This window comes from Flammeovirga kamogawensis, assembly GCF_018736065.1.
GTDB classification, from domain to species: Bacteria; Bacteroidota; Bacteroidia; order Cytophagales; family Flammeovirgaceae; genus Flammeovirga; species Flammeovirga kamogawensis.
Genome location: NZ_CP076130.1, coordinates 195468 through 207733, shown reverse-complemented (window position 1 = coordinate 207733; position 12266 = coordinate 195468). Strand labels below are relative to the sequence as shown.

The window sequence follows — 12266 nt, the reverse complement described above, 5'->3', positions numbered from 1 at the left end:
CTAGTTTAAAATTGTAATTATTAATTTATCACTAAAGATAGTAAGATGCAAAAAGTAAAAGAAACAATCACAAAAACATGTATTTCAACAGACTACCTTTTAATCCTTGACAGGTCTGGCTCTATGGATAGTTGTTGGAAAGCAACCATCGATGGTCTAAATGAACAGGTTTCTACCATTAAAAGATTGAACCGAGACAATAAAGAACAACAATATACAATTTCTCTATTGGTATTTGATGACGAAATTGAATGGGTAGTTTTTAGGAAGAAACCAAGTAAAGTTCAAAAGTTTACAGGCAATGAGTTTCCTCCAAGAGGATTAACTGCTTTACACGATGCTATTGGTTTTGGAATTAAAAAGTTGAAGAAAAGTCTAAAAATTACTACAACTAATACTCTTCAATTTCCGGTTGTAGTAATCATGACAGATGGTGGAGAAAATGCATCTAAAGAGTATACCATCACTCAGATTAATAAAAAAATAAATGCACTTAAAGAGAAAAAATGGAGTATTACTTTTATAGGTGCAAATCAAGATGTACTAGAAACAGCCCAAAAATTAGGTGTCAGTAAAGAAATGGCACATAGTTTTACATCTGATAGTGATGGTGTTCATGTAATAAACGAAAGTCTTTCTAAAAGTATGTGCAAAAGAGCAGCACACATTCGTACTGCATCTGAAAATGAAGCAATAATTGAAATGGATTTTAAACTAGAAATAGAAGGTTGATACGGTAATATTCAAATGTAGGATTATAAAAAAAGGGATTTGAAAAACTCATATTCAAATCCCAATTAAAATATAAACTTCTTACTTTAATGAACGTTCAAGGACCATGGACTCATTTTGGGTTAATTCATCTGCTCTTTTATAATAAAGATAAAACTCATTAAAGCTGATTTTAGTCGTTTCAACAATAACTTCTTCATTGTTATTATCTAAAATACCATTACTACCTGGACGTATCCCATATTTTATTTGAGCGTATTCGAATAGGCTTGATTCTTTTAGCTCTCCATCTAGAGCTAAATTTCTTTTGATAATTGCTTTTACTTTCTTAAAGACATAAATTTCCATTTTACTTTTTGTTTAATTTTTAAATACTTTATGGTTATTTTTTAAACAAAAATATATCCAAATAGATTTTCAAGACAAAATTGCATACTTTATTTGTCATTTTGACACAGTTGAATAGTATAGCTAATAAAAATAATACAAAACTAATAGCTAAAATTTTTCTAATTAATTGGATAGAAAGGTTTTAGCTATCATTATATTTATAGCCAATAAGCTAATACTTCTCAAGTTTATCTGTAATAAGATGATGTTGTAACTTTAGTCTATTAAATTTGATTTCATTCTAAAAAAAGAGCAATGGAAATCGACAAGTTTATAGATATAGAAACAGAACAATTAATTACTAAAAATATAAAGGAGCACGGGTATCATCTTGGTGTAATTGATGGAGATGACTACCTACCTTCGTTTGCTTTTACTATTGGATTATTTAAAACTTATAATCATCCTGAAGTAATCATTTTCGGGTTACCAAAAGAGGTAATGCAAGTAGCTTTAAACACTATTTGTCAGAATATCCAGAAGAAGACAACGTATACCACTGCTACAGATTATAGCGATATTCTTAATAAATACCCTGTACAATTTGTAGAGGTCGCAAAAGACAATTACTTCAATTGCCTTGATTATTGTAGCTATTTCTATGATAATTCACCCAATTTCCCTGCTCTTCAATTAGTATGGACAGATAAGCAAGGGCATTTCCCATGGGACAAACAATTTGATGAAGAGTGGAAATTTAACCAACCTTTGTTAGATAGAAATGCTGATTTTAAATTCTATGAAGAAAAGAAATTAGAAGTTTATACAACAAAAAACACTTTAAAAGGCAATCCTATTTTATGGGTTTACCATACGCATGATGGAGATTGGGAATTCCATAGCGAAGAACACCCTGATATTGAAAATGTACAAACAATCACTCTCGGAGATTTAGTACAAAAAGATAAAAGTTTAAATGATGTACATATACTAAGTTATGGTCAGAGTGCTATCAGAAAAGACGTTCACGCTCCTTGGGAATTTGCTGATTATGAAGAGGAAGATTAATAATTAAGATAACAAACCCCTTTCTATTATAAAATATCGGAATAGAAAGGGGCTGTCTCTATAATTTAGATCAACTATTCTCCTCCTTCTACCTGACTTACGGAATCTTGACTAACCGTAGTATAAAATTCAACATCTGCTTTTTTAACTTTCAGTGTTCGTTCTTTAAACTCTTCATAAGTAAACTGTTTTACTAAAAAATAAGCTTCATTATCGTTGGCGACAAGCTCTAAAATTGTACCTGTTTCAAGTCGGAATGCTACATCTTTTGAGGGCGTGAAACCCATAGTAAAAGGTTCTTTAATTACTACTAATTTTTCTTGTGCATAAATTGATACTGAAAGTAGTACAAGCAAGATAGATATCATCATTGTTTTAAGCATAAAATCAAAATTTATAGGTTATACCTCCTACTACTTGAAGAGGACGAATTTTGTAAGCAATATCTTCTTGATACAAGGAGTTGACGTTTTTCATTGCCCATGTTTCTTGATTAAAAACATTATTTACTGCAATAGAAAACGAATATTTTCTTTGTTTAAACTGATACTTAAAATCACAAAAAGTAACTGATGAATAGTCTGACGGTAAAATATAGTGCACATTAAATGAAAAGAAATTTTCAGCCAAGTTTAAATTCAATTCACAACTCAAATTATCTAAAGTAGATAAGGAAGAATACGTAACATTCTGGTTTATCATTCTACTTGCTGAGATATTTACATTTAACCAAGTAAGTGGATAAAGATCTAATTTCCCAGTGTATTTGACCTGCTGTAACTTAAAATCAACAATCTCATTATTTACTATTTGTTCTTGTTTCGTATCGCTAAAATCAATTTTTAAAGAGGCAGACAACACTTTATTAACCACTACCTTACTCCCATTAATGCTAAATATCTGGTATTTTTTTTCATTCGTCTCATCTATCAAAGTAGTGATTATCTCTCCTTGAGTACCTATTTGAACTTCATTTAAATAATCACTAAATATAATTTTATGGGTATAAGTAATGTAACCAAAAAGCAATAAAGACGGATTTTTATACTGCAAATTACCCGAATTTAAGAGCATCTTATTCCAATAAATAGGCGAAGCATTTTTACTTAGTCTTGTATAGTTTTCTACAATTATCCCGTAATAAATTGATGAATACTGAGGGTCAGTCGAGAAGTTACTATTTAGTTTTAGCGTTAAATTATTACTAATGTCCCATGATACAAATAGCTTAGGTGCAATAAATAAAATCTGTTTTGATTGATCAACGTTATGAGGCGTATTTTCTAAATTAATAAATTGATAGGCAATGGGAAATTTTAAATCAATCTGTCCTTTTGAAAAACTGTACGTAAACTGTTCTTGAACGTACCCCTCTAAAAAATCTGTATTCTGATTGTTAGTAAATAATGTAGATGAATACGCATTATTCTCTCCATTAATATTGGATAATAACTGTGTATGATTATACTGAACACCCAACTTATTTTCAATCATTATTGGCCCAATAAACCAACTATTGGCAATTTCTTGTTTCGTTTCTAAGTAATTAGTTGTTATCAATTGCTTATGTAAATTCTCTAATGTATCATTAAAATGAATAGTCTCATTAGAGGTACTACTATACAATTCACTATTTACAGAAAAGATTGTTTCATTTACTTTTACTTTGCCGTTTAAGACATTTCCCATCTTCATTGTTTCTTGTAAAATAGGCTGATTTATAGTATCAGAAAATTGTAGTACCTGGGTAAATTCATTGTTTTTTTTGTACTGTAATTGGGTTGTATTTTTGAGATACTTCTCTTCTGTATTTATCTCATAAATCACTTTTACAGAAAGGTCATCAATTGCTTTTACACTGTGCTGACTCCTTAAAATAGTATCTACATTGGTAGTAAAATAAACACGCTGATTTTCTACATCTTGCCGTTGTTCATCATTGAGATAATCAACATTAATTTTTATACTCCCCTTCTTTGTTTTAGCACTTGTATTAATTGTACTTAAAGAAGTTTGGTTCAATAAACCTCGTTCTTTGTTAAGAAAAGGAATAGCGTAATCTGTAACATATAAATGAAAATTATCCTTATTAAATGGACTTTTAAAAAATGTATGTATTTCCAATTGATTTGAAATCTCTTTCCCAGTATTATCAAACTGTAAAGACCCAATAAATTGATAAGATTTAGAAAAAAACATTGGTGTCACGTTCAATTGTAGAAGGCCTTTTTTATGTACATCAACCCCTCCATAAATACCCACTTTACCATTAAAAACAGAAGTACCTTTTAATACGATATTCATAGATGGTTTATAATTTATTTGTTTACCTCTTAGCATAGCAATTGGTTGATGATGCTCTAAGATTTGAACAGAAGCAATTTTTTCATGTGAAAGGTTTTTTGTTGCCAAGGCATATTTTCCCTCTAAAACATCAACACCCTCTATATAAAATTTATTTAACAACTCTCCCTGATACTTAATTGTACCAGTTTCAGAAACTTCTATACCGGGCATGTTCTTCAGTACATCTTCTAATGAATAATCACTTTGTTTAGCAAAAGATTGAATTGAATATTCTACAGTATCATTTAAAACATCAATTGGTGGGTTTTTGATAAGTACTTCCTGTAAAACTTCGGTTTTTGTTGCTAAGATGATTTTGCCTAAATACATTGTGCTTTGAAGGTGTATAAATTTAGTTTCAAACCCTAAAAAACGAATACACAACATCTCCTCTTCTATTCTTCTCGAATTTATTTCAAAATACCCATCCGCATCAGAAATTGCATAATCTAAAATACTAGAATCTTGTTTGCTTAAAAGAACTATACTTCCACCTATAATTGGTAATTGATTTTCATCTTCCAAATACCCACTAATAAGAGACTGACCATTACTTAGCATTGGTAAAATTGCTAAACCAAAAGTAATAGCAACCCTATTAATTTGCTTTCTCATTATAGATTTCCATTGGATTATCCTTTCTTGCCATTTTCTTTTCATAGCGCATTAGCACATCTTCTGTAATTGAAGCTCCCACAGGTGAATTTTGAATACTTATTCGGATATTTTTAAATGCTTTATCTCTTATTTTTAAAAACTTCTGATGTGTTACTTCTGAAGCAGAAATTCTAGGCTTTGTAATGGGTTTATAATGTTCATATTTTTGTAGATAAGTAAGCATAAAATGGTAATCCCTATTGGTGTCATAAACTTCAATAACTAAACCTGGTAAACCAGTAAATTTATAGGGACCTTCAGAAATAGGAACATCCATTGTAAACCACGCTTCGTAGTCTCTACCTGCATAGTTTACTGTTGCTTTTTGACATCTATAATTGGCTATTATTTTTTTATCAGAATGTAACTCCCATTGCATTGCATTCTCTACTTTTTCATGGTAAATATAGTTTACTCCAAAAAGGCGGTCATTAAATTCTAAATCGCCATTACTTTTAAAAATGGAGTATTTAAACTTTGATCGCGGTAAAGAAGCAAGAAAATTCAGAGCTCCTTGCATTCCTTGTTCCTTCGTAATTATTCCAAAAGTATCTAATGCCGAATCTCTGATTTCATTAGCATGTTCTGTAAACTTAGATATCTGATTTTTACCAATTAATAATACAAAAACCGACTCTTTGTAGTTTGAGTCTAAAGTACTTTCTTTAAAATTAAGGTCGTAATAGCACTCAATTTCAGCACTATCTAAAACTATTTTTCTTTGTTGAGAAAACAGTAATTGTGTCTGCAAAAGAAACAAACTGATTATTACAAATGCTCTCATAGATAGATGAATTATATACAAAATTATTGTAATACAATTATTATACTACTAAATTTATACTTTATTAAATGTAGAGAAGCAGATAATTTTTCTAACTACTTCTCTCATTAGAGCATGATTTAATTAGCAATAAATATTTATTAAATCATTCATTTCTTGCATCATTTCGTTACTACCATCTACAGCGCCAGAACAATAGGTAAAACTGTGTCCACAAAGTTCCATTCCACTACAGCCTGCAACAACTACAGTTACTGAAATAACAAAAACAATTAGTGTTAGGATAATTAGCTTTTTCATAATTAGTAGTTTTTTAAATTGATTAGGTTTATTAATCTGTTAGTACATTGGTTTTTAACTATTTACAATTAAATATTATTAAATGTAAATTTTACGCGTTAATAAATTTGAATTGAAATTTATAAGTGCATTTAGAAAGTTATAGAATAATACTTCTAATGAAGCAACAGTAAGTAAAAAATAGATTTATTATACGTATTTCAAATTAATTCGTATTAACTCCTTTTTCTAAAATTGACATCAACCGATTCGTTTTATCACTTATATTACTAAGATATTTTTTGATTTCTTTAATTTGTAAGGTGTTATCTTCTGTTTTAATAATTTTATCAATTGTACTATTTGCTAAAAGTAAATCACCTTCTATTTTAAAAGCCGCATAATTAAATGCTTTTTTTAATATCTCCGTTTCTTTTTCTATTAGTTCTAATTGAGCGTAGTTATCCGTTTCATCTGTATAGGTACAAACAAGAAAATCATTATTTAATTTTTGAACTCGATTAGTTCTGTATAATGTTATATCATCATTTACTTTATAACCTTTTAAGGCTAGTTCTTGAGAATTACCAGTAATAAAAACATTTTCTAGTACTTCGATCAGTCCAAATTCATTTACGTTTGGAAATAGCTCATGTATTTTTTTACCATGGTAATCTACTCCAATAGCACCATCCATTTGTTGTCCTGCTGAATTGTAAAAAATAAATTCAAAAATATTTTCTGAGATTCTTGATATTGTAATTATAAACTACAGAGTACTATCAATTAAAGCCTAAAACCATGAAATTATTTCTCGACTCTTTAAAATTGTTCATCTATAAACAAGGTAATGGTCCACCTTTTAGACAAGATGATATACTAACTTTTTAACTACCTAAATACTTCAACCCTATGAAAACGCTAAAACTTATCCTTTTATCACTTCCTTTTATATTTATTAGTTGTACAACAGATCAATCCATTTTTGATATTCCTAAAACCGGAATAGAACAAGAAGGTTCCACTTACGAAAAAGATGGTTATTGTATTTATGATGGAGATATTTTACTAAAAAAAGACGGAAGTAGAACTTACTCTAATATACTTAGTAACCCTACAATCTGGCCGGAAGGAATTGTTTATTATAACTTTAATAACTGTTCTGTTTCTCATAAAGAGAATATTCGTCGTGCTTTACATCAACTTATGGCTGTCACTTCAATTAAATTTGTTGAAGAGGTTGATATGGTAAGTGGACCACTCATTACTTTTAACTTTATTGAAAATGGAGATTGTAATTCGCATTTAGGAATGCATCCCGTTCATCAAAATATAAACCTTACAAGTGGTTGTTTTGGTGAAGATAAAGTGTTGCATGAGGTTTTCCATGCACTTGGTGTACACCACGAGCACAATAGAAGCGACAGAGATGATTATATTGAAATGTTTTGGGAGAATATCAAGACAAACTACTTCTTTGCTTTTACAAAACAAAACGAAGCCGTCGATCCTGCTTATGGTAGTTATGATTACAAATCAATAATGCATTACAACAGCCATGCATTTACCAAAACTGGCAACCCTGTATTTAAAAAACGAAATGGAGAACTTATTTCTACCAACACACAACTAACTAAATCGGATATAAATGGTATTAATTATTTGTATAGAAATGAAGTAGAAAACCGTTCTACAATAACGATAGATGTGGAGTCGCCATCTGAGTTTGTATTTGTAGAATTAGCACCTTTTATTGTTAATTTTACTTGGGGTGGAATGGGTACAGAAGGTTATACTTCAAAAGTAATTATCAATACTACTGTTTATAATAATATCACAAATTTCTCTTTCAGTCCCTCCGATTTTGGTGTTTATACCATTCGATTCGAAGTTTATTTAAACGGAAAATTGATTAGTTATAACCATCGTGATGTAGAATATATTGATAAATCATAGATAAAAAAAATCCCACCTTCATATAAATAATGAAGGTGGGATTTCTAATAATAAGATCACTTTTTTATTGATAGACAACTTTCTTTTTTGTCTTATCTCCCATTGGTACATTCTCCCAAACAAAGTGCTCCTCTACAAGAGGGTAACCTGCTCTTACAATATCACTATTTCCATTACTCTGGATTGTATCTACTGTAAAGAAGCCTAATTTTTTGGCAAATAAGATATTATAGTCTTCCACATAACCCAATTGTTTGAAAGTTCTATCTTTTATTTCCAATTTTTTCCAATCCAAATATTGAGGTAAAGTACGCTCAAAGAAAGTAGAACACTCCCTAACAATACTAGGATTTAGATTTTTAATTTTTTGAGTATATGATAATACTTTCGACATCACATCTCCGTATGCATCTACCTCGTCGCCAAGGTTTATACACTGTAGCAAATTAAGAATTAAAGTATTTTTATAAGTTCTTTCTTTTGGTAACCAACTCACATTAAATACTAAAAAGAGTACCTCAGAAAGTAGTTGTTTTTTATACTTATCGAATTTCTTGTCTAATTCTTTATCGCCGTAAACAGTAAAATTATTATTGGCAAGTACTAAAAACTTCCCAACTGTTTTAGCCATGAAATTTTTAATTCCAAAAGGTTTCTGATTTATCTTTCCATCTAAGAAAACCTTAATAGCAATCTTACTGTCCTCATCAACCTCTTCTAAATCATAATGCATCAATAATACTTCTGTCAGAATTAAAAGATTAGTAACATCCTGAATTCCAACTTCACGATCTTGATCACTAGTGATTGATTTTTTCTTAAAATATGGGTTTAAAACAATATCATATTGTTTATTAACTCTATCTGTAAGTTTTTGTAAAGATGTTAAAACCTGATTTCCTTGATCTTCTTCTTCGTCTGAACCTACTTTTGGAGCTTCTTTATCAACCTTAGCATCTACTTTTTGTAGAAAGTCTAAAATTAAATCATTAGATGTTTCCTTATTAGGTGCAACTTCTTGATCCTGAAAACTAGTCCAATTAGATACCACATATTCCAATAGTTTATCTACACCTTCTTTAGATTCAGATTCTACAGTTAAATATTTCGACAAATGATTAATCTTTCCCATTAAATTCCCTTTAGCTATACATTCAAGAAAGCAAAATTAGTAAAGAAAACCATGATTATAAATTTTGGGCTATTTTTTCTGACAACAAATAGTAAAGATGTCTTAACATATAAATTATTTATGGATGAAATTGATTTTTTGGAGACTTTGGCTTCATTTCCTTTTAAGGATCCTTATTTATGAGAGTCTTTCGAAATCAATATGACAAAAAAGTGAAACCTCATCTTTCTGAAGTTTCACTTTTTAAAACTTAAATAAGTTAATTTCTAATTATAAAAGTATTGAACTTTTGAATCTTTATCTTTTTCTAAATTTGTTTCTCCCGGTCTATTAATCATCACAGAAGATTTGTCTTTTACAGACCCTTTTATGATTTTAACCTCTTTCCAATTCTCAAATTCAGAAGCTCTAACATCTAACTGAAGATTTTCACATTGTGAAATAGAATAAAATCTAGACCCATTTATACATTGAATATCTATAGACGAAAAGCCCTTTTTTCTAGCATTAAAAATATTTAATTCAGCTTGATCTAGTTCTATTTGTAACGATTTCCCTAAATAATTATCTAAATCTACTCTTGAATTATGTGCTTCAATAGCTAGATCATCAATTGGAATAGTTAATTCTACAAACTTTATTTTATCTTTTTGGTTTGAAGGAATATTGGTTAAATACAAAGTATCCCCCTTTATATCAAAAGGTATAGTAAAATTTTCTGTATTACTTTTTAAACTTAATTTCATTTCAAATTTCTCTGCTGTTTTCACAATAATGATATAGTTTGTATTTTCTAGAACAATATGTGAATAAGCTGGAACTGATGAAAGGGAAGTATTTTCATTTGTACTTTTCTTTCCTCTTGCAATAGAAACTAAGGCTCCAGATATAATAAATAAAGTAACGCTACATAATATTGAGAGCAGGTATATATTACTTTTCTTCATGGTATAAATCTTTTAAATAGTTTTGAAGTTCATTAAATGATATCCCTAGTTTATTGGCAGTTTCTACTGTTTCTGGTAGAGTATCGGTAAAAAACTCCTCTTTTTTTGTTTTTAAAATTATGTTTTTGGCACCTTCACTTACAAAGTATCCTTTTCCTCTTTGGGTGTAAATAATACCTTCTTGTTGTAATACCGAATAAGCTTTTATTGTTGTATTTGGATTTACTCCAACTATCCCTGCCAATTCTCTTGTTGAAGGTATTTTACCTGATTCTTTATATTCCCCTTCCATAATTTTATCTTTTACATCATCACCTATTTGGGTGAAAATGCTTTTTGTGTTTTTAAACTCCATCTTATATTTCTTTTTCTTTCAACTTTAAAAAACTACTACAGATAAACACTGCGTTAGCAATGACCACGTATACTGCGATAAAAATTGCAGCAGAATAAGCAGTATTAAAAAAGAAAAGAGGATGATCATTAGTAACATAATCTCCTACATTCATTTTTTCAAAAATGAAGTAGATAAGGAAAACATGAAAGGTGATATAGAGCCCTGTAAATACAATAGATTTAATTAGAGGTAGCTTTTTAAAGAATGAGTTACCTGTAAATATAACATTGCTTAAACTTAATGGAAGTAGGCATAAAATAAATGCTACTACATTTTTTACTTGTGCTTCGCTTTCTGAATGTGAAACCATTCCTTTCTTTATCACATTGGTTAAAAAATCTAACCCTGTATAGCCTATATTCGGGTTTAAAAGTTGGTGAATTTCACCTTCAACCATATAGGCAAAAAGTATCAAAGCAGGAACAAAAAAAGCCGCTACAATTACAGTTGATATATATTCTAATAAAAACTTTTCAAACTGAGATACAGGGAAAGTTAAATACGTAATCAGTTGATTTGGAGTACGAAAAGCTAAAAATGAACGATTTACAACTACTATCGCTAAAATGACATAAGAAACTAAAAAAAGTCCAAATAAATCATCTTCTGTTATTGGTTCATCGTTCACAAATCTTATAAAGAACAAACCTAAACCAATAAATAAAATTACAGAAGAAATACTATAATAGATTAACTGTTTCTGATATGTAAATTCTAATGAAAGATACTGTTTAAACCTTTGTGCATTAAATATATTATCCATCTTATATAAATTTTTTATAGTCATTGATTAAAGCATTGAAAAATAGTTCAAGGTCTACTTGAGTATCTTCCTGTTCTTGTTTAGGAGAAATTGTTTTGTAACCTCCTAGTATTGGTTCTGCATAAAGTGTATCTGCAATTTTCAATTGTTGCACTTTCAAGAAATCATATTTCTGTGTTAGCTCAAAAATAGATTCATTGTAAATTACACCACCATTATCGATAACAATCAAATGATCTATTATTGTATCTATATCTCTTACTTGATGCGTAGAAATCATGATCAACTGATCGTCTTCAAAATGCCCGGCCATGATTTTTCTAAATATATCTTTAGAAGGAATATCTAGTCCATTTGTAGGTTCATCCATTAAAATGAGTTCGGCCTTGGTTGACAAAGCAAAAGCAATAATTACTTTTTTCTTCTGTCCATAGGATAATCCTTTTAGATTTAGGCTATCATCCAGATCAAATTTCTCTAATAGCTCATGCACTAAACGATGGTCAAAACGAGGATAGAATTTTGATGTGCTTTTTATAAATGTTCTGATTGGAATAGGAGGTAATTCAAATTCTTCAGGAACAAAAAAGAGCTTTGATAAAAAAGAAGGATACCTAGAAAAAGGCTGCTCTCCGAGAACATCAATAGTACCTGCATTAGGCTGTAGTAAACCACTCATGAGTTTAAAAAAAGTGCTTTTCCCTGCCCCATTTTTACCTAATACACCAACAATTTTACCAGCATCTAATTCTAGCTGAAGTTGATCGAGAGTAGTTGTTTTTTTAGAGTAACTAAATTGAAGATTATTAATTGACACCATAATATTTAATAGTTATTTCAAGTGCACTACCTATATAGTGCACTGTAAAAGTGGT

At 29.5% G+C, this 12266-nt stretch carries 14 protein-coding genes; 3 read left to right on the top strand and 11 right to left on the bottom strand.

The window, feature by feature from the left end:
- Positions 1–45 precede the first annotated feature (45 nt).
- Positions 46–732 carry a vWA domain-containing protein gene (locus KM029_RS25145; protein ID WP_144077163.1) on the top strand — a complete coding sequence of 229 codons (687 nt, stop codon included), beginning with the start codon at positions 46–48 and terminating at the stop codon, positions 730–732.
- An 81-nt stretch (positions 733–813) separates the two neighbouring features.
- Here the strand turns inward: KM029_RS25145 and KM029_RS25140 are convergent, their stop codons facing one another.
- Positions 814–1080, bottom strand: a complete 267-nt coding sequence (locus KM029_RS25140; RefSeq protein WP_144077162.1) for a hypothetical protein — start codon at positions 1078–1080, stop codon at positions 814–816.
- Positions 1081–1377: 297 nt separating this feature from the next.
- Between KM029_RS25140 and KM029_RS25135 the strand changes: the two genes are divergently transcribed.
- Entirely contained in the window at positions 1378–2130 is a 753-nt protein-coding gene (locus tag KM029_RS25135; RefSeq protein WP_144077161.1) for a DUF4262 domain-containing protein, read from the top strand.
- A 74-nt stretch (positions 2131–2204) separates the two neighbouring features.
- Here the strand turns inward: KM029_RS25135 and KM029_RS25130 are convergent, their stop codons facing one another.
- The 5 genes from KM029_RS25130 to KM029_RS25110 form a co-directional block, all read right to left on the bottom strand.
- Positions 2205–2501, bottom strand: a complete 297-nt coding sequence (locus tag KM029_RS25130) for a hypothetical protein (RefSeq protein ID WP_144077160.1) — start codon at positions 2499–2501, stop codon at positions 2205–2207.
- A gap of 16 nt (positions 2502–2517) precedes the next feature.
- Positions 2518–5091 carry a hypothetical protein gene (locus KM029_RS25125; RefSeq protein WP_144077159.1) on the bottom strand — a complete coding sequence of 858 codons (2574 nt, stop codon included), beginning with the start codon at positions 5089–5091 and terminating at the stop codon, positions 2518–2520.
- On the bottom strand, positions 5075–5917 hold the full coding sequence (locus KM029_RS25120) for a GLPGLI family protein (RefSeq protein ID WP_144077158.1): 843 nt from the start codon (positions 5915–5917) through the stop codon (positions 5075–5077). The genes KM029_RS25125 and KM029_RS25120 overlap by 17 nt, the downstream gene beginning before the upstream one ends.
- 123 nt (positions 5918–6040) lie before the next feature.
- Positions 6041–6217: a hypothetical protein gene (locus tag KM029_RS25115; protein ID WP_158631264.1), complete on the bottom strand. Its 177-nt coding sequence runs from the start codon at positions 6215–6217 to the stop codon at positions 6041–6043.
- A gap of 205 nt (positions 6218–6422) precedes the next feature.
- Complete coding sequence (locus tag KM029_RS25110) at positions 6423–6893, bottom strand: hypothetical protein (RefSeq protein ID WP_144077157.1); 471 nt, start codon at positions 6891–6893, stop codon at positions 6423–6425.
- A 215-nt stretch (positions 6894–7108) separates the two neighbouring features.
- Between KM029_RS25110 and KM029_RS25105 the strand changes: the two genes are divergently transcribed.
- Positions 7109–8152, top strand: a complete 1044-nt coding sequence (locus KM029_RS25105; RefSeq protein WP_144077156.1) for a M12 family metallopeptidase — start codon at positions 7109–7111, stop codon at positions 8150–8152.
- A 64-nt stretch (positions 8153–8216) separates the two neighbouring features.
- Here KM029_RS25105 and KM029_RS25100 read toward each other — a convergent pair whose 3' ends face one another.
- From KM029_RS25100 to KM029_RS25080, 5 genes are all read right to left on the bottom strand, one after another.
- Complete coding sequence (locus KM029_RS25100; RefSeq protein ID WP_144077155.1) at positions 8217–9284, bottom strand: hypothetical protein; 1068 nt, start codon at positions 9282–9284, stop codon at positions 8217–8219.
- A 266-nt stretch (positions 9285–9550) separates the two neighbouring features.
- Positions 9551–10231 carry a hypothetical protein gene (locus tag KM029_RS25095; protein WP_144077154.1) on the bottom strand — a complete coding sequence of 227 codons (681 nt, stop codon included), beginning with the start codon at positions 10229–10231 and terminating at the stop codon, positions 9551–9553.
- Positions 10218–10586, bottom strand: a complete 369-nt coding sequence (locus KM029_RS25090) for a GntR family transcriptional regulator (protein ID WP_144077153.1) — start codon at positions 10584–10586, stop codon at positions 10218–10220. The genes KM029_RS25095 and KM029_RS25090 overlap by 14 nt, the downstream gene beginning before the upstream one ends.
- A gap of 1 nt (position 10587) precedes the next feature.
- Positions 10588–11391 carry a hypothetical protein gene (locus KM029_RS25085; protein WP_144077152.1) on the bottom strand — a complete coding sequence of 268 codons (804 nt, stop codon included), beginning with the start codon at positions 11389–11391 and terminating at the stop codon, positions 10588–10590.
- 1 nt (position 11392) lies between these two features.
- Positions 11393–12211 (bottom strand): ABC transporter ATP-binding protein, encoded by an 819-nt coding sequence (locus KM029_RS25080; protein ID WP_144077151.1) that lies wholly within the window; start codon positions 12209–12211, stop codon positions 11393–11395.
- Positions 12212–12266: the final 55 nt, after the last annotated feature.